Raw genomic sequence first — 17,268 nt, 5'->3', positions numbered from 1 at the left:
GATCGAGCCGGCGGCGAACGCGTAGTCCATCCCAAAAGGAGACCCCGTGGCACAGGACGTGCTTACCGACCTTAGTAAGGTCCGCAACATCGGCATCATGGCCCACATTGATGCCGGCAAGACCACCACAACCGAGCGCATCCTGTTCTACACGGGTGTGAACCACAAGATCGGCGAAACGCACGACGGCGCGTCGACCACCGACTGGATGGAACAGGAAAAGGAACGCGGCATCACCATCACGTCTGCCGCCGTGACCTGCTTCTGGGAAAACAACCAGATCAACATCATCGACACCCCCGGCCACGTGGACTTCACTGTTGAGGTTGAGCGCTCCCTGCGCGTCCTCGACGGTGCAGTTGCCGTTTTCGATGGCAAGGAAGGCGTTGAGCCGCAGTCTGAGACCGTTTGGCGCCAGGCTGACAAGTACAACGTTCCCCGCATCTGCTTCGTCAACAAGATGGACAAGCTCGGTGCCGACTTCTACTTCACCGTAGACACCATCATCAGCCGCCTGGGCGCCAAGCCGCTGGTCATGCAGCTGCCCATCGGTGCCGAGAACGACTTCATCGGCGTCGTGGACCTGCTCTACATGCGTGCACTGGTGTGGCCCGGCGATGCCAAGGGTGACGTCACCATGGGTGCCAAGTACGAGATCCGCGAGATCCCGGCTGACCTCCAGGAGAAGGCCGAAGAGTACCGCGCGAACCTCGTTGAGACCGTCGCAGAGTCCTCCGAAGAACTCATGGACAAGTACCTTGAGGGCGAAGAGATCTCGATCGACGAGCTCAAGGCCGGCATCCGCAAGATGACGATCAACTCCGAGCTGTACCCGATCTTCTGCGGTTCCGCGTTCAAGAACCGTGGCGTTCAGCCCATGCTCGATGCAGTTGTCGACTACCTGCCGAACCCGCTCGACGTCCCGCCGATGGTCGGTCACGACCCCCGCGACGAAGAGAAGGAACTGACCCGCAAGCCTTCTTCTGAAGAACCCTTCTCCGCACTGGCCTTCAAGATTGCTGCGCACCCGTTCTTCGGCCAGCTCACCTTCATCCGCGTGTACTCCGGTCACGTGGAAGCAGGCGCCCAGGTGGTCAACTCCACCAAGGGCAAGAAGGAGCGCATCGGCAAGCTGTTCCAGATGCACGCCAACAAGGAAATGCCTGTTGAAGGCGCTACCGCAGGCCACATCTACGCAGCCATCGGTCTGAAGGACACCACCACGGGTGACACCCTGTGCGACTCCGCCAACCAGATCGTCCTCGAGTCCATGAGCTTCCCGGAGCCCGTGATCTCGGTTGCCATCGAGCCGAACACCAAGGGTGACCAGGAGAAGCTCTCCACGGCTATCCAGAAGCTCTCCGCTGAGGACCCCACCTTCCAGGTGTCCCTCAACGAAGACACCGGCCAGACCATCATCGCCGGCATGGGCGAGCTCCACCTGGACATCCTGGTGGACCGCATGCGCCGCGAGTTTAAGGTCGAAGCCAACGTTGGCAAGCCGCAGGTTGCTTACCGCGAAACCATCAAGCGGGCTGTGGAGCGTCACGACTACACCCACAAGAAGCAGACCGGTGGTTCGGGTCAGTTCGCAAAGATCCAGATTGCGATCGAGCCGCTGGACACCGCTGAAGGCGAGCTGTACGAGTTTGAGAACAAGGTCACCGGTGGCCGCGTTCCCCGCGAGTACATCCCGTCCGTTGACGCCGGTATCCAGGATGCACTGAACGACGGCGTCCTGGCCGGTTACCCGGTTGTCGGTATCAAGGCCACGCTGATTGACGGCGCGTACCACGATGTCGACTCCTCGGAAATGGCGTTCAAGATTGCCGGCCGGATGGCTTTCAAGGAAGCCGCCCGCAAGGCGAACCCGGTCCTGCTCGAACCCCTGATGGATGTCGAGGTCCGCACCCCTGAGGAATACATGGGTGAAGTGATCGGTGACCTCAACTCCCGCCGTGGCCAGATGCAGTCCATGGAAGATGCACAGGGCGTCAAGGTCATCCGTGCGCACGTTCCGCTGTCCGGCATGTTCGGCTACATCGGTGACCTGCGCTCCAAGACCCAGGGCCGCGCTGTGTACTCCATGACGTTCAACAGCTACGCCGAGGTCCCGAAGGCTGTCGCCGACGAGATCATCCAGAAGTCCCGCGGCGAGTAGTCCTCCCGGACTTTCAACGCGAACACCTCGGTTGAGCTGGCCCCCAGCGGACAGCGCAGCCGGTGCAGGTGGCCGGGCCGGTCGGATTCATCCGGCAAGCCGGTTTCCGGCCCCTGCACGAACAGGCTCAGGGGATTAGTATTAGTTCCTGAATCTGAGATTTCACCAATCCAAAGCCCCCCAAGTAGACTTACCTGAGTTTCTGCCGCGACAAGCGCGGCTGAAAGGTATGTCATTTGAAAACGTTCTAGGAGGAACCTGTGGCAAAGGCAAAGTTCGAGCGGACTAAGCCGCACGTCAACATCGGCACCATTGGTCACGTTGACCACGGTAAGACGACGCTGACGGCCGCCATTTCCAAGGTGCTGTACGACAAGTACCCGACTCTCAACGAGAAGCGTGACTTCGCGTCGATCGACTCTGCACCCGAAGAGCGTCAGCGCGGTATTACCATCAACATCTCCCACGTGGAGTACCAGACCGAGAAGCGTCACTACGCACACGTTGACGCCCCCGGCCACGCTGACTACATCAAGAACATGATCACCGGTGCTGCCCAGATGGACGGCGCAATCCTCGTGGTTGCTGCTACTGACGGCCCGATGGCACAGACCCGCGAGCACGTTCTGCTTGCCCGCCAGGTTGGTGTTCCCTACCTGCTGGTCGCGCTGAACAAGGCAGACATGGTTGACGACGAGGAACTGCTGGACCTCGTTGAAATGGAAGTTCGTGAGCTCCTGAGCTCGCAGGGCTTCGACGGTGACGAAGCTCCGGTTGTCCGCGTTTCCGGCCTGAAGGCCCTGGAAGGCGACCCCGAGTGGGTCAAGTCCGTTGAGGACCTGATGGCTGCTGTGGACGAGTCCGTTCCGGACCCCGTACGTGACCGTGACAAGCCGTTCCTGATGCCGATCGAGGACGTCTTCACCATCACCGGCCGTGGCACCGTTGTTACGGGCCGCGCCGAGCGTGGAACCCTCGCCATCAACTCCGAGGTTGAGATCGTCGGCATCCGCCCGGTCCAGAAGACCACGGTTACCGGTATCGAGATGTTCCACAAGCAGCTCGACGAAGCATGGGCCGGCGAGAACTGTGGCCTCCTGCTCCGCGGTCTGAAGCGCGACGATGTCGAGCGTGGCCAGGTTGTCGTCAAGCCGGGTTCCATCACCCCGCACACCGACTTCGAGGCCAACGTCTACATCCTCTCCAAGGACGAAGGCGGACGTCACAACCCGTTCTACTCCAACTACCGCCCGCAGTTCTACTTCCGCACCACGGACGTAACCGGCGTTATCACCCTGCCCGAGGGCACGGAAATGGTTATGCCTGGCGACAACACTGAGATGACCGTTGCGCTCATCCAGCCCATCGCCATGGAAGAGGGCCTCGGCTTCGCAATCCGCGAAGGCGGCCGCACCGTTGGTTCGGGACGCGTTACCAAGATCATCAAGTAATACTTGCTGAACTGAAGGACAGCCCCGCTGCAATCGCAGCGGGGCTGTCCTTTTTCGTTAACCCGCCACTGGTACTGTTGCTGCACTGAAAGGAGTTCATCATGGGATGGCTTATTTTCCTGATCATCGCGGTTGTCGTAGTAGGCGGGGTGTTCTGGGTGAGAAGGAACTTCCGGCACGAGATTGACCGGGCCAAGCGGATCAACAGGTCAAACAAGAACCAGTAGCAGGGACAACTGCTACATGCCGGTAGCCCTTATTCCTACTTTTCGGTATACCTAAATTCGCGGTATCCTCGTTGTATCGACGCCCGCAACGACGAGGATACGTGATGGCTGTTTCAACAATGACGGCGGAACCCGCCACCACCAGGCTCTGGTCCCGCCTGCTCCTGCTCGGACCCGCGTTCGTGGCCGCCATTGCGTATGTGGACCCGGGAAATGTCGCGGCGAACCTGACCGCCGGGGCCAGCTTTGGATACCTCCTGGTTTGGGTCCTTGTGGCTGCCAACGGGATGGCCGTGCTGATCCAGTACCAGTCAGCCAAGCTGGGGCTGGCCACCGGCATGAGCCTGCCGGAGATACTTGGGCAGCGCCTTGGCACGCGCCGCCGCCGCGCTTACTGGGTTCAGGCTGAGATCGTTGCCGGGGCCACGGACATGGCCGAAGTCATCGGCGGGGCAGTGGCCCTCAACCTGCTGTTCGGCCTGCCCCTGCTGACGGGCGGAGTCATCATCGGGCTGGCGTCCATGCTGTTGCTGACACTGCAGTCGCACCGCAGCCAAAAGTCCTTCGAATTTGCCATCCTCACCCTGCTGGGCGTGATTGCGGTCGGGTTCGTTTCGGGACTGTTCGTCGCACCGCCGGACGCCGGGGGAGCCCTGGCCGGGCTGGTGCCCCGGTTCGAGGGAACCGATACGGTACTGCTCGCGGCAAGCATGCTCGGTGCCACCGTCATGCCGCACGCCATCTACCTGCATTCGGCCCTGGCCCGAGACCGCCACGGGTTCTCGGAAGATCCGGCCGTCAGGACCCGTCTGATCCGGACCACCCGCGTGGACGTCGCCGGCGCTTTGCTGCTTGCCGGCGTCGTCAATATCGCCATGCTGTTGCTGGCTGCCTCCAGCCTTCGCGGCGTGGAGGGAACCGACACGATTGCCGGTGCCCATGCTGCCGTAACGTCCGCACTCGGGCCGGTGATCGGCGTCGTCTTCGCCGTGGGCCTCCTGGCCTCCGGGCTGGCCTCAACCTCGGTGGGATGCTATGCGGGCGCCACCATCATGGGCGGCCTGCTGAAGGTGCGGATTCCGCTGCTGGCCCGCCGTACAGTCACGCTGATTCCTGCGCTTGCGGTCCTGGGCGCCGGCATCGAACCCACCCTGGCTTTGGTCCTCAGCCAGGTCCTCCTGAGTTTCGGCATTCCGTTCGCCCTGATTCCATTGATCCGGCTCACCGGCAGCCGCAAGGTGATGGGCATCCACGCCGACTCGAAGCCGCTGCGGATCGCCGGATGGACCAGCGCCACCCTGATCGTCGGCCTGAACTGCGTCCTGATCTTCCTTACGGTGCTGGGGCAGGGGTAACAGCGGGAACGCAGGCTGAGTGCGTCCCGCTATGCACTACACCTGCCGGTGGCCCCGCGCCCTGGACAGCGCCTGGTACCAGTAGAAGGACCGCTTGGGCCTCCGCTCCTGGGTCTCGAAGTCCACGTGCACCAGTCCAAAGCGCTGCGAGTAGCCTGCTGCCCACTCGAAGTTGTCCATCAGCGTCCAGACGTAGTAGCCCCGGAGGTCAATGCCCTCGGCCTTGCCGCCGGGAGCGGTGGCGTCCAGTGCCGCTCCCAGATGTGCGGCCAGGTACTCCACCCGGTCGGTGTCCTCAAGTGTTCCGGCAATACGGTCAGGTTCAGGGAAGCTGGCACCGCCCTCGGTGATGTACACCGGCGGGAGGGCCTCCCCGTAACGGTCCCGCATTTCCTGCAGCAGGATTCCGAGATGGTCCGGCGCCACCGGCCAGCCGAATCCGGTGCTGCCAAACTCCGCGTAGCCCACCTCATGGAAGGGCAGGTTGGCCACTTCCTTGTGCATGTCCGCAGGCATCGGCGTGATGCCCGGGCCCAGAGCCACCTTGACCGGAAAATAGTAGTTGAGCCCGTAGAAGTCCAGCGGCTGGTGGATGGTGCGGAGGTCGGCATCGGAGATTTTGCCGAGGGAGCGCAGCCACGGCTTCGCGTACAAGGGCAAGGTGGGGTACCGGCCCAGCAGGACGGGGTCGGCGTAGATCCGGTTGGCCAGCAGGTCGTACAGATGCGCCACCAGCCGGTCGCCGATCTTCCGGCTGGCGGGCCGGACGGGCGAGTGCAGGTTGGTCAGGCCGATTCCCCCCGCAACTCCGGCCGCCCGCAGCGCCTGCACACCGAGCCCGTGAGCCAGGAGCTGGTGGTGGATGGAGGGAAGGGCGTTAAACATCAACCGGCGCCCGGGTGCATGCACGCCCAGGGCATATCCATTCAAGGTGACAGAAACGGGTTCGTTCAGGGTGACCCACTGCGCCACCCGGTCACCGAACCGTTCGCCGGCGGCCCTGGCGTACTCCCCAAACCGCTCTGCCGTCTCCCTGTTCAGCCAGCCGCCACGGTGTTCCAGGGGCAACGGGGTGTCCCAGTGGTAGAGCGTTGCCATGGGGGAGATGCCGGCCTCGAGGAGCTGGTCAATGAGCCGGTCGTAGAAGTCCAGGCCCTCCGCATTGAAACCGCCCCGGCCGTCCGGCTGGATACGCGGCCAGGAGAGCGAGAACCGGTAGGAGTCGACGCCCAACTCCTTGAGCAGTGCCACATCCTCCGGAAACCTGTTGTAATGGTCGCAGGCCACGGCGGGGGAGTGGCCGTCCTGGATGGCGCCAGGCTTCTCCGCAAAGGCGTCCCAGCCCGATGGTCCACGGCCGCCGGCCGTGAGCGCGCCTTCGATCTGGAACGCCGCCGCTGCGACGCCAAGGGTGAACGACGGCGGCACGCGTCCAGCCAGTTCCGTCACCGATTCAGTGCCTTCCAGGGTCATTCCCCTATCATCCAGCGCGTTCCTGTCTTCGGCAATGGCGGGCAACGGCCCTTGACCAGGCCGAATCGGGAGCCGATTCGCATCTGCCGCGGATTTCCGGCATACTAGATGAGTTGTTCAAGCGCTTCTTCGCGTCCCGATCCGGATAATGCCGGGTGCAGGGTCCAAGCTGAAGACCAAACATAACCCACCCCCAAGGAACTGCGGATTTATATGTGCGCCCAGTGCGACACGCCCGACCGCGGGGGTCGGTTGCGCCGGCAAGGTGAGGAACCCGGATTCATCCGGATTCAGTTTGTGCGGCGGATGGTGGTTACGACCTCAAATGCTTCGGCAGCCATACAACGAGTAAGTGAACAGGGCAGCCCTAAACCGGGGAAGCACAGACTGAAAGAGAGTCAGGCGACATGGCGGGACAAAAAATCCGCATCCGGCTGAAGTCATACGACCACGAGGTCATTGACGTTTCAGCACGGAAGATCGTTGAGACGGTCACGCGCGCAGGCGCAACGGTAGTCGGCCCCGTGCCGCTGCCGACGGAGAAGAACGTGTACTGCGTAATCCGCTCTCCGCACAAGTACAAGGACAGCCGCGAGCACTTTGAAATGCGCACGCACAAGCGTCTTATCGACATCATCGATCCCACGCCGAAGGCTGTTGACTCGCTCATGCGTCTCGACCTGCCGGCTGACGTGAACATCGAAATCAAGCTGTAGGGAGGTGCTGAGAAACTATGACCGCAACCCGTAACGTAAAGGGCCTGCTGGGCACGAAGCTCGGCATGACCCAGGTCTGGGACGAGAACAACAAGCTCATCCCCGTCACTGTGGTCCAGGCAGACTCGAACGTCATCACCCAGCTGCGCAACGCAGAAGCTGATGGCTACGTCGCCGTTCAGATCGGCTACGGCCAGATCGATCCCCGCAAGGTCACCAAGCCGCTGGCTGGTCACTTTGAAAAGGCAGGCGTCACGCCTCGCCGCCACGTCGTCGAACTCCGTACCGCAGATGCTGCCGAGTACGAGCTGGGCCAGGAGCTCTCCGTAGAGGTCTTCGAAGCCGGCCAGAAGATCGACGTCATCGGCACCACCAAGGGTAAGGGCTTCGCCGGTGTTATGAAGCGTCACGGCTTCCACGGCGTTGGAGCTTCCCACGGTGCCCACAAGAACCACCGTAAGCCCGGTTCAATCGGTGGCGCATCCACCCCGAGCCGCGTCTTCAAGGGCATGAAAATGGCCGGCCGCATGGGCGCCGTTCGTCACACCACGCTGAACCTCACGGTCCACGCGGTTGACGTCGAGAAGTCGCTGCTCCTTATCAAGGGTGCCGTTCCCGGCGCCCGCGGCCAGGTCGTCCTCGTACGCACCGCCGTGAAGGGAGCCTAGTTCAATGGCTAACACTGTCCAGGTTGACCTGCCTGCAGAGATCTTCGACGTTCAGACCAACGTGCCGCTGCTGCACCAGGTTGTCGTTGCCCAGCTCGCTGCTGCCCGCCAGGGAACCCACAAGACCAAGACCCGCGCTGAAGTTTCCGGTGCAGGACGCAAGCCGTTCAAGCAGAAGGGCACCGGCCGCGCCCGTCAGGGTTCAATCCGTGCTCCTCACATGACCGGCGGTGGCATTGTCCACGGTCCCACCCCGCGCGACTACAGCCAGCGCACCCCCAAGAAGATGATTGCTGCTGCACTGCGCGGCGCACTGTCTGACCGGGCACGCAACGGTCGCATCCACGTTGTCGCAGAACTGGTTGAAGGCACCAAGCCCTCCGCCAAGACCGCACTGGCAACGCTCCGCGGTGTTTCCGACCGCAAGAACCTGCTGGTCGTCATCGAGCGCGATAACGACGTTGCCGCACTGTCCGTGCGCAACCTCGCCGGCGTTCACGTTCTGTACGTAGACCAGCTGAACACCTACGACGTTCTCGTCTCTGATGACGTTGTCTTCACCAAGGCTGCCTACGACGCATTCGTTGCCGCTAAGGCAGCTAAGAACGAGGAGGATGCCAAGTGAGTGCAGCCACCATCAAGGATCCCCGCGACGTCGTGCTTGCACCCGTCGTGTCGGAAAAGAGCTACGGCCTGATCGACGAGGGCAAGTACACCTTCCTGGTGGACCCCCGTTCGAACAAGACCGAGATCAAGCTGGCCGTGGAGAAGATCTTCTCCGTCAAGGTCGAATCGATCAACACCATCAACCGTGCCGGTAAGCGCAAGCGCACCAAATTCGGATGGGGTACCCGCAAGAACACCAAGCGTGCGATTGTCACCCTCAAAGAAGGCACCATCGACATCTTCGGCGGTCCGCTCGCGTAGCGGAGACCACTTTAACGAGGAAATAAATTATGGGAATCCGTAAGTACAAGCCGACTACCCCGGGCCGTCGTGGCTCGAGCGTAGCGGACTTCATCGAAATTACGCGGTCGACGCCGGAAAAGTCGTTGGTACGTCCGCTGCCCAAAAAGGGCGGCCGTAACAACACCGGTAAGATCACCACCCGTCACAAGGGTGGCGGACACAAGCGCCAGTACCGTCTGATCGACTTCCGTCGCCACGACAAGGACGGCGTCAACGCCCGCGTTGCCGAAATCGAGTACGATCCGAACCGCACGGCTCGCATCGCCCTCCTGCACTACGTTGATGGCACCAAGCGTTACATCATCGCTCCCAACAAGCTCTCCCAGGGTGACGTTGTTGAGGCCGGTGCCGGTGCTGACATCAAGCCCGGTAACAACCTGCCGCTGCTCAACATCCCGGTGGGTACCGTCATCCACGCAGTCGAGCTGCGTCCGGGCGGCGGCGCCAAGATGGGCCGCTCCGCCGGCGCATCGATCCAGCTTGTTGCCAAGGAAGGCCGCTTCGCCCAGCTGCGTCTGCCTTCCGGCGAAATCCGCAACGTTGACGTGCGCTGCCGCGCAACCGTCGGCGAAGTTGGCAACGCCGAGCAGTCGAACATCAACTGGGGCAAGGCCGGCCGTATGCGGTGGAAGGGCGTTCGCCCGACCGTCCGTGGTGTTGCCATGAACCCGGTTGACCACCCGCACGGTGGTGGCGAGGGTAAGACGTCCGGTGGACGTAACCCCGTCAACCCGAACGGTAAGCGGGAAGGCCGCACCCGCCGCCCCAACAAAGAGAGCGACAAGCTTATTGTGCGTCGCCGTCGTACTGGCAAGAACAAGCGATAGGAGCCTGGACACATGCCACGCAGCCTGAAAAAAGGTCCTTTCGTTGACCAGCACCTCTTTGTGAAGGTAGCCAGGGAAAACGAAAAGGGCACCAAGAACGTCATCAAGACCTGGTCCCGCCGTTCGATGATCATCCCCGACATGCTCGGGCACACGATCGCCGTACACGACGGACGCAAGCACATCCCGGTGTTTGTCACTGAGTCGATGGTCGGGCACAAGCTCGGCGAATTCGCTCCCACGCGGACATTCCGCGGCCATGTCAAGGACGACCGTAAGGGCAAGCGCCGCTAGGCGCCTGCGTTTACGTCAAAGACGAGAGAAGGAAAGCAATGGAAGCCAAGGCAATTGCGCGCCACATCCGCGTAACGCCTATGAAGGCCCGGCGCGTCGTCAACCTTGTTCGTGGATTGCAAGCGAATGAGGCTCTGGCAATTCTGAAGTTTGCCCCCCAGGCAGCTTCGGAGCCGGTATTCAAGGTAGTTCAGTCGGCAATCTCCAACGCCCGGGTCCTCGCGGACCGCGACGGCGTGGCGTTTGACGAAGGCGACCTCATCATCAGCGAAGCGTTTGTTGATGAAGGCCCGACCATGAAGCGGTTCCAGCCGCGTGCCCAGGGTCGTGCATTTCAGATCAAGAAGCGCACCAGCCACATCACCGTGGTAGTCGCTACCCCGGAGAAAGAGGAGGCTCGCTAAGTGGGACAGAAAGTAAACCCGCACGGGTTCCGACTCGGCATCACCACCGATCACGTATCGCACTGGTTCGCTGACAGCACCAAGGCCGGCCAGCGGTACAAGGACTTCGTTCGCGAAGACATCCGTATCCGCCAGCTCATGTCCACGGGCATGGAGCGCGCCGGTATCGCCAAGGTCGAAATCGAGCGCACCCGTGACCGTGTCCGCGTGGACATCCACACGGCCCGTCCCGGTATCGTCATCGGCCGCCGTGGAGCAGAAGCTGACCGCATCCGCGGCGAGCTCGAAAAGCTCACCGGCAAGCAGGTCCAGCTGAACATCCTCGAGGTTAAGAACCCCGAGATGGAAGCCCAGCTTGTGGCCCAGGGCGTTGCAGAGCAGCTGACTTCCCGCGTGGCATTCCGCCGTGCTATGAAGAAGGCCATGCAGTCCGCACAGCGTGCAGGTGCCAAGGGCATCCGTATCGCCTGCTCGGGCCGCCTGGGTGGCGCTGAAATGTCCCGCTCGGAGTTCTACCGCGAAGGCCGTGTGCCCCTGCACACCCTCCGCGCGAACATCGACTACGGCTTCTACGAAGCCAAGACCACCTTCGGCCGCATCGGTGTGAAGGTCTGGATCTACAAGGGTGACGTCACCGCCAAGGAACTGGCCGCACAGGCTGCTGCCGCACCGTCCCGCGGTGGCCGTGGCGAGCGTCCCGGCCGTCCGGGTGGCGCTGACCGCGGTGACCGCCGCCGTCGCAACGACCGCCCGGCCGCTGACGCAGCTCCTGCTGCCGAAGCACCGGCAGTTGAAGCAGCACCTGCTGCTGTAGAAGGAGGACAGGCTTAAATGCTTATCCCACGTCGAGTCAAGCACCGTAAGCAGCACCACCCGGGTCGTTCCGGCGCTGCCACGGGCGGCACCGAGGTCTCGTTCGGTGAGTGGGGTATCCAGGCTCTGAGCCCGGCATACGTCACCAACCGTCAGATCGAGTCCGCTCGTATCGCGATGACCCGCCACATCAAGCGTGGCGGTAAGGTCTGGATCAACATCTACCCGGACCGTCCCCTGACCAAGAAGCCGGCCGAAACCCGCATGGGTTCCGGTAAGGGTTCACCGGAATGGTGGGTCGCCAACGTCAAGCCGGGCCGGGTTCTTTTCGAACTCTCCGGTGTCAATGAAGAGGTAGCTCGCGAGGCCCTGCGCCTGGCAATCCACAAGCTGCCGTTGAAGGCACGCATTGTGCGTCGCGAAGGTGGTGAATAGAAATGGCAGTAGGATCCAAGGATCTGGCTCCCGCACAGCTGGACGGTTTCGACAACGAGCGTCTCGTTGAAGAACTCCGCAAGGCCAAGGAAGAGCTGTTCAACCTGCGTTTCCAGTCCGCCACCGGACAGCTGGAGAACCACGGTCGCCTGCGCGCGGTAAAGAAGGACATCGCCCGCATCTACACCGTTCTCCGCGAACGCGAGCTGGGCATTCGTGCCGAGGTTGCCGCACCGGTTGTGGAAGCCAAGGAAGAAAAGAAGTCCAAGAAGGCTTCAACCAAGAAGGCCGACAAGGCTGAAAAGGCTGAGACCGAGGAGGACGCCAAGTGAGTGAAAAGGACCAGAACGTGACCGAAACTGCTACCGCAGCCAAGGCTGGGGAGCGCGGTTACCGCAAGACCCGTCGCGGCTACGTGGTCTCCGACAAGATGGAAAAGACCATCGTTGTCGAGGTTGAAGACCGCGTGAAGCACGCACTGTACGGCAAGGTCATCCGCCGCACCTCCAAGGTCAAGGCGCACGACGAAGAGAACACCGCCGGCATCGGCGACCTCGTAGTCATCGCCGAGACCCGTCCGCTGTCCGCCACCAAGAACTGGCGGCTCGTGGAAATCCTCGAGAAGGCGAAGTAGCACCTGCTGCTTAGCTGTTGCCCCTGCTCCCTTCCGGGAGCGGGGGCTTCCTCGTTTAAGCGGCGGCCTGGCTGCTGCCCGCGTCACGGCAGGCCGGCTTCGGAGGCAGCGGACGACGGCGGGGCCTGGACTGGCGGGCGGTGGCGCCCTGGGTGCGCCGAAAGGCCGCCGTGGGTGACGCCGTCGTCCGTCTTGCAGGGCAGGGGACGGTGGTGATATGGGGACCGGCGGAAAACGTGCTAGGATATTGAGTTTGTATGGCGCCTTTCGCGCGCCATCATCAACCTCGTAAACAAGCGTGCCACAGCATAGTGCCCCTGTGCGCCCGGGATCCGTCCCGGACCGGATGGGAGCAACTGCTTCGGGCACGGGCGTTTAGGCCTGGTCTGGCAAAATCCAGGCAGGTCAAGAGACACCCCGATCAACCGTTCCGCAAGGCTCATTCCGTAGCAAGACCACGGCCTGAGAACCGGCGCGACGCAAGGAGTAAATAGTGATTCAGCAGGAGTCGCGACTGAAGGTCGCCGACAACACGGGTGCTAAGGAAATCCTTACCATTCGCGTTCTCGGTGGATCCGGCCGTCGCTACGCAGGCATTGGTGACGTTATTGTCGCCACCGTCAAGGATGCAATCCCGGGCGGCAACGTAAAGAAGGGCGATGTGGTTAAGGCCGTCATCGTCCGTACCAAGAAGGAACGCCGCCGTGCGGATGGTTCCTACATCAAGTTTGACGAGAACGCAGCTGTGATCCTGAAGAACGACGGTGACCCCCGCGGTACCCGTATCTTCGGACCGGTTGGTCGTGAACTGCGTGACAAGAAGTTCATGAAGATCGTTTCTCTGGCTCCGGAGGTGCTCTAGTCCATGGCTGCAAAGATCAAGAAGGGTGACCTGGTTCAGGTCATCACTGGCGCCAAGGCTGAGCGCGGCGGCGACCGTGGCAAGCAGGGCAAGGTTCTGCGCGTATTCACCGACACCAACCGCGTGCTGGTTGAGGGTATCAACCGCGTCACCAAGCACACCCGTGTTGGACAGTCGCAGCGCGGCACCAAGACCGGCGGCATCGAGGTCGTAGAGGCCCCGATCCACATTTCCAACGTGGCCCTGGTTGACCCGTCGACCAAGAAGCCGACCCGCGTGGGCTTCCGCCTCGACACTGTGGAGAAGAACGGCGTCCAGAAGACCGTCCGCATCCGCGTGTCCAAGAGCTCCGGGAAGGACATCTAATGACTGAGACTCTCGAGACTCCGGCAACGAAGATCGTTCCTCGTCTGAAGACCAAGTACGCCGAAACCATCAAGGGCCAGCTCCAGGATGAGTTCAAGTACGCCAACGTGAACCAGGTTCCCCGTCTGGTCAAGGTTGTTGTGAACATGGGTGTTGGAGATGCCGCCAAGGACTCCAAGCTGATCGACGGCGCTGTCCGCGACCTCACCCAGATCACCGGCCAGAAGCCGCAGGTTACCAAGGCCCGCAAGTCGATCGCACAGTTCAAGCTGCGCGAAGGCATGCCCATCGGTGCACACGCAACCCTGCGTGGCGACCGTATGTGGGAATTTGTGGACCGTCTGGTCACCCTGGCACTGCCCCGTATCCGCGACTTCCGCGGCCTGAGCGGCAAGCAGTTCGATGGCAACGGCAACTACACCTTCGGTCTGACCGAACAGGTTATGTTCCACGAAATCGACCAGGACAAGATTGACCGCGTCCGCGGTATGGACATCACGGTCGTCACCACCGCCAAGACCGACGACGAAGGCCGCGCGCTGCTCAAGGCGCTTGGTTTCCCGTTCAAAACCGAAGCTTAATTAACTACGTAAAAGGTCCGGCCGCTCCGCTCCGTCAAGGACGGAACGGCGGAAACCGTTACGAGGAAGGGCATGAGCCCACATGACAATGACAGATCCTGTCGCAGATATGCTTACGCGCCTGCGTAATGCAAACTCGGCATACCACGACTCCGTGTCTATGCCTTACAGCAAGCTCAAGGCACGCGTTGCCGACATCCTCAAGGCCGAAGGTTTCATCGCCGGCTGGAAGGAAGAGGACGCTGAGGTTGGCAAGAAGCTGACCCTCGAACTCAAGTTCGGTCCGAACCGCGAGCGTTCCATCGCCGGTGTACGCCGCATCTCCAAGCCGGGTCTCCGCGTTTACGCGAAGTCCACCAACCTGCCTCACGTGCTCGGTGGCCTGGGTATCGCAATCCTGTCCACCTCTTCCGGCCTCCTGACTGACAAGCAGGCCGGCAAGAAGGGCGTGGGCGGCGAAGTCCTCGCGTACGTCTGGTAACGGGAAAGGAAGAGAATAATGTCACGTATTGGACGTCTCCCCATCACCGTTCCTGCCGGCGTTGAGGTCAAGGTTGACGGCTCTGTCGTCAGCGTCAAGGGTTCCAAGGGCGAGCTGAGCCACACTGTGGCCAGCCCGATCGAGGTTGCCCTGGACGAGAACACCCTGACCGTCAGCCGCCCGAACGACGAGCGCGCCTCCCGTTCACTCCACGGCCTGACCCGCACCCTGATCGCCAACATGATCCAGGGCGTCACCGCAGGCTACGAGAAGAAGCTTGAAATCGTTGGTACCGGTTACCGCGTTCAGGCCAAGGGATCTGACCTTGAGTTCGCTCTCGGCTTCAGCCACCCGGTCAGCGTTGCAGCTCCGGCCGGCATCACCTTTGCAGTAGAGGGACCGACCAAGCTCTCTGTCTCAGGTATCAATAAGCAGCAGGTCGGCGAAGTTGCTGCCAACATTCGTAAGCTGCGGAAGCCTGACCCGTACAAGGGCAAGGGCATCCGTTACGCCGGCGAAGTCATCCGCCGCAAGGTCGGAAAGGCTGGTAAGTAACCATGGCCATCTCCATTAACAAGAAGCGTACGAACAAGAGCAAGGCTGCTGCCCGCAGCCGCCGCCAGCTTCGTATCCGCAAGCGCATTTCCGGTACGGCTGTCCGCCCCCGCCTGGTGGTCAACCGCTCCGCACGCCACGTATTTGTCCAGGTTGTCGATGACAGCATTGGCCAGACCGTAGCAAGCGCATCCACCCTGGAAGCCGACCTTCGTGCATTCGACGGTGACAAGACTGCCAAGGCCAAGCGCGTTGGCGAGCTCGTTGCCGAACGTGCCAAGGCTGCCGGCGTCGAGGCTGTCGTGTTCGACCGTGGTGGCAACAAGTACCACGGCCGCATTGCCGCCGTCGCCGACGGTGCACGCGAAGGTGGGCTGTCACTGTGACCGAAGCAAACAACGAAAAGGACACTGTGTCTGCAGATCAGAAGGCCCCCGAGGCCGCCGCTGCTGAGACCACTGCCCCCGCTGCCGAGGACCGCCGTGGTGGCGCCCGTCGCGGCGAGCGTGGCGACCGCGGCCAGGGCCGCGGCGACCGCGGTGGCCGTGGCGGCCGCGACGGTGGCCGTGAAGCCGAGAAGAACCAGTTCGTAGAGCGCGTTGTCACCATCAACCGCGTTTCCAAGGTCGTCAAGGGTGGTCGTCGCTTCAGCTTCACCGCACTGGTCGTCGTTGGTGACGGTAACGGCATGGTCGGCGTGGGCTACGGCAAGGCCAAGGAAGTTCCCGCTGCTATCGCCAAGGGCGTTGAAGAGGCCAAGAAGTCCTTCTTCCGCGTTCCCCGCGTTGGCAACACCATCCCGCACCGCGTTCAGGGTGAAGCCGCTGCCGGCGTCGTAATGCTGCGTCCGGCTTCCGCCGGTACCGGTGTTATCGCCGGTGGTCCGGTCCGTGCAGTACTGGAGTGCGTGGGCATCCACGACATCCTCTCCAAGTCGCTCGGTTCCTCCAACGCCATCAACATCGTTCACGCGACCGTTGATGCCCTGAAGCGCCTCGAAGAGCCGGCAGCAGTGGCAGCACGCCGCGGCCTGCCGCTGGACGAGATCGCTCCGGCGGCGCTGGTGAAGGCCCTCCTGGCACCGAAGGCAGGTGTTTAGTCATGGCTAAGAACCTGGTCCCCTCCGACGCCCAGTTGGAGATCACTCAGATCAAGTCCGCCATTGGCGGCAAGCAGAACCAGCGCGACACCCTGCGGTCCCTCGGCCTGAAGCGGATCGGACACACTGTTGTCCGCACCGCCGATGCCGTGACCGTTGGCATGCTCAACACGGTTCCGCACCTGGTAAAGGTAGAGGAGGCGAAGTAAATGGCAGAGAACACTGCTGATAAGGCACAGGCTGCTGAGAAGCAGAACGCCCTGAAGGTTCACCACCTGCGTCCCGCTCCGGGTGCCAAGACCGCCAAGACCCGTGTTGGTCGTGGTGAGGCATCCAAGGGTAAGACCGCCGGTCGCGGTACCAAGGGTACTGCTGCCCGCTACCAGGTGAAGGCTGGCTTTGCCGGCGGCCAGCTGCCGCTGCACATGCGCCTGCCGAAGCTGCGTGGCTTCAAGAACCCGTTCCGGGTTGAGTTCCAGGTTGTAAACCTGGACAAGCTCAGCGAGCTGTTCCCGGAAGGTGGCGCAGTCACCGTGGAGAACCTGGTCGAAAAGGGTGCCGTTCGCAAGAACCAGCCCGTCAAGGTGCTGGGCACCGGCGACATCACCGTCAAGGTTGACGTCACCGCCCACGCATTCTCGGCCAGTGCCGCTGAAAAGATTGCTGCAGCAGGCGGAAGCACCACCGCCCTCTAAGGGACGGCGCCAGCTGTTGAAACTCCCGGTATCCATGGGCTACGGCCCCGGATACCGGGAGTTTTCCATATCCGCCGGGCGTATTTTTCCAGCCTTCCGGCGCATGGGCGCCGGCATGGATTGTTCGCACGGCACATTGAACCGTTAGACTCGGTTGTCGGGATTTATCAAGTTCCGCCACCCCACTCTTATTGACACCACA

At 62.0% G+C, this 17,268-nt stretch carries 25 protein-coding genes; 24 read left to right on the top strand and 1 reads right to left on the bottom strand.

Annotated elements, in window-relative coordinates; genetic code table 11:
* The first annotated feature begins 46 nt into the window (after nt 1-46).
* The 4 genes from fusA to FBY33_RS19360 all read left to right on the top strand — a co-directional run bounded on the left by fusA (nt 47) and on the right by FBY33_RS19360 (nt 5,194).
* Entirely contained in the window at nt 47-2,161 is a 2,115-nt protein-coding gene (gene fusA, locus FBY33_RS19370; protein WP_142032018.1) for an elongation factor G, read from the top strand.
* A 260-nt stretch (nt 2,162-2,421) separates the two neighbouring features.
* Nucleotides 2,422-3,612: an elongation factor Tu gene (tuf, locus tag FBY33_RS19365; protein ID WP_003803827.1), complete on the top strand. Its 1,191-nt coding sequence runs from the start codon at nt 2,422-2,424 to the stop codon at nt 3,610-3,612.
* 101 nt (nt 3,613-3,713) lie between these two features.
* A complete protein-coding gene (locus tag FBY33_RS20845) occupies nt 3,714-3,839 on the top strand; it encodes a hypothetical protein (protein ID WP_268815880.1) in 126 nt (41 codons plus the stop codon).
* A 104-nt stretch (nt 3,840-3,943) separates the two neighbouring features.
* Complete coding sequence (locus FBY33_RS19360; protein WP_142032016.1) at nt 3,944-5,194, top strand: Nramp family divalent metal transporter; 1,251 nt, start codon at nt 3,944-3,946, stop codon at nt 5,192-5,194.
* A gap of 36 nt (nt 5,195-5,230) precedes the next feature.
* Here FBY33_RS19360 and FBY33_RS19355 read toward each other — a convergent pair whose 3' ends face one another.
* A complete protein-coding gene (locus FBY33_RS19355) occupies nt 5,231-6,667 on the bottom strand; it encodes a GH1 family beta-glucosidase (RefSeq protein ID WP_142032014.1) in 1,437 nt (478 codons plus the stop codon).
* 407 nt (nt 6,668-7,074) lie between these two features.
* Here FBY33_RS19355 and rpsJ point away from each other — a divergent pair, with 407 nt between their 5' ends.
* From rpsJ to rplO, 20 genes are all read left to right on the top strand, one after another.
* On the top strand, nt 7,075-7,383 hold the full coding sequence (rpsJ, locus tag FBY33_RS19350) for a 30S ribosomal protein S10 (protein WP_003803825.1): 309 nt from the start codon (nt 7,075-7,077) through the stop codon (nt 7,381-7,383).
* Nucleotides 7,384-7,400: 17 nt separating this feature from the next.
* A complete protein-coding gene (gene rplC / locus FBY33_RS19345; RefSeq protein ID WP_013601833.1) occupies nt 7,401-8,051 on the top strand; it encodes a 50S ribosomal protein L3 in 651 nt (216 codons plus the stop codon).
* A gap of 4 nt (nt 8,052-8,055) precedes the next feature.
* On the top strand, nt 8,056-8,676 hold the full coding sequence (gene rplD / locus FBY33_RS19340) for a 50S ribosomal protein L4 (protein WP_018769134.1): 621 nt from the start codon (nt 8,056-8,058) through the stop codon (nt 8,674-8,676).
* On the top strand, nt 8,673-8,978 hold the full coding sequence (gene rplW, locus FBY33_RS19335) for a 50S ribosomal protein L23 (RefSeq protein WP_011692807.1): 306 nt from the start codon (nt 8,673-8,675) through the stop codon (nt 8,976-8,978). The genes rplD and rplW overlap by 4 nt, the downstream gene beginning before the upstream one ends.
* A gap of 29 nt (nt 8,979-9,007) precedes the next feature.
* Complete coding sequence (gene rplB / locus FBY33_RS19330) at nt 9,008-9,847, top strand: 50S ribosomal protein L2 (protein ID WP_026264302.1); 840 nt, start codon at nt 9,008-9,010, stop codon at nt 9,845-9,847.
* Nucleotides 9,848-9,859: 12 nt separating this feature from the next.
* Complete coding sequence (gene rpsS, locus FBY33_RS19325) at nt 9,860-10,141, top strand: 30S ribosomal protein S19 (protein WP_003803803.1); 282 nt, start codon at nt 9,860-9,862, stop codon at nt 10,139-10,141.
* 38 nt (nt 10,142-10,179) lie between these two features.
* Entirely contained in the window at nt 10,180-10,545 is a 366-nt protein-coding gene (rplV, locus tag FBY33_RS19320; protein ID WP_009358304.1) for a 50S ribosomal protein L22, read from the top strand.
* Nucleotides 10,546-11,376, top strand: coding sequence for a 30S ribosomal protein S3 (gene rpsC / locus FBY33_RS19315; RefSeq protein ID WP_142032012.1), 831 nt, complete (start codon nt 10,546-10,548; stop codon nt 11,374-11,376). It begins immediately after the preceding gene.
* Nucleotides 11,377-11,793 carry a 50S ribosomal protein L16 gene (gene rplP, locus FBY33_RS19310; protein WP_015937848.1) on the top strand — a complete coding sequence of 139 codons (417 nt, stop codon included), beginning with the start codon at nt 11,377-11,379 and terminating at the stop codon, nt 11,791-11,793.
* 2 nt (nt 11,794-11,795) lie between these two features.
* Nucleotides 11,796-12,125, top strand: coding sequence for a 50S ribosomal protein L29 (gene rpmC, locus FBY33_RS20890; RefSeq protein ID WP_018769136.1), 330 nt, complete (start codon nt 11,796-11,798; stop codon nt 12,123-12,125).
* On the top strand, nt 12,122-12,427 hold the full coding sequence (rpsQ, locus tag FBY33_RS19300; RefSeq protein ID WP_141159769.1) for a 30S ribosomal protein S17: 306 nt from the start codon (nt 12,122-12,124) through the stop codon (nt 12,425-12,427). Before rpmC ends, rpsQ begins: the two co-directional genes overlap by 4 nt.
* Before the next feature lie 493 nt (nt 12,428-12,920).
* Nucleotides 12,921-13,289 carry a 50S ribosomal protein L14 gene (gene rplN / locus FBY33_RS19295; protein ID WP_003803789.1) on the top strand — a complete coding sequence of 123 codons (369 nt, stop codon included), beginning with the start codon at nt 12,921-12,923 and terminating at the stop codon, nt 13,287-13,289.
* Between the two features lie 3 nt (nt 13,290-13,292).
* Entirely contained in the window at nt 13,293-13,655 is a 363-nt protein-coding gene (gene rplX / locus FBY33_RS19290) for a 50S ribosomal protein L24 (protein WP_142032009.1), read from the top strand.
* Nucleotides 13,655-14,236 carry a 50S ribosomal protein L5 gene (rplE, locus tag FBY33_RS19285; RefSeq protein ID WP_110541323.1) on the top strand — a complete coding sequence of 194 codons (582 nt, stop codon included), beginning with the start codon at nt 13,655-13,657 and terminating at the stop codon, nt 14,234-14,236. Before rplX ends, rplE begins: the two co-directional genes overlap by 1 nt.
* Nucleotides 14,237-14,318: 82 nt before the next feature.
* A complete protein-coding gene (gene rpsH / locus FBY33_RS19280) occupies nt 14,319-14,717 on the top strand; it encodes a 30S ribosomal protein S8 (RefSeq protein ID WP_018769139.1) in 399 nt (132 codons plus the stop codon).
* An 18-nt stretch (nt 14,718-14,735) separates the two neighbouring features.
* Entirely contained in the window at nt 14,736-15,272 is a 537-nt protein-coding gene (gene rplF / locus FBY33_RS19275) for a 50S ribosomal protein L6 (RefSeq protein ID WP_056334264.1), read from the top strand.
* A 2-nt stretch (nt 15,273-15,274) separates the two neighbouring features.
* Entirely contained in the window at nt 15,275-15,658 is a 384-nt protein-coding gene (gene rplR / locus FBY33_RS19270) for a 50S ribosomal protein L18 (RefSeq protein WP_056334267.1), read from the top strand.
* A complete protein-coding gene (rpsE, locus tag FBY33_RS19265; protein ID WP_142032007.1) occupies nt 15,655-16,371 on the top strand; it encodes a 30S ribosomal protein S5 in 717 nt (238 codons plus the stop codon). The genes rplR and rpsE overlap by 4 nt, the downstream gene beginning before the upstream one ends.
* Nucleotides 16,372-16,373: 2 nt before the next feature.
* On the top strand, nt 16,374-16,580 hold the full coding sequence (rpmD, locus tag FBY33_RS19260) for a 50S ribosomal protein L30 (RefSeq protein ID WP_009358731.1): 207 nt from the start codon (nt 16,374-16,376) through the stop codon (nt 16,578-16,580).
* Nucleotides 16,581-17,066, top strand: coding sequence for a 50S ribosomal protein L15 (rplO, locus tag FBY33_RS19255; RefSeq protein WP_056334273.1), 486 nt, complete (start codon nt 16,581-16,583; stop codon nt 17,064-17,066).
* Nucleotides 17,067-17,268: the final 202 nt, after the last annotated feature.

It is taken from the genome of Arthrobacter sp. SLBN-112, assembly GCF_006715225.1.
Lineage (GTDB): Bacteria > Actinomycetota > Actinomycetes > Actinomycetales > Micrococcaceae > Arthrobacter.
Note: the sequence above shows the minus strand (reverse complement) of the source record. Positions and strands in the feature narration are given on the sequence as shown.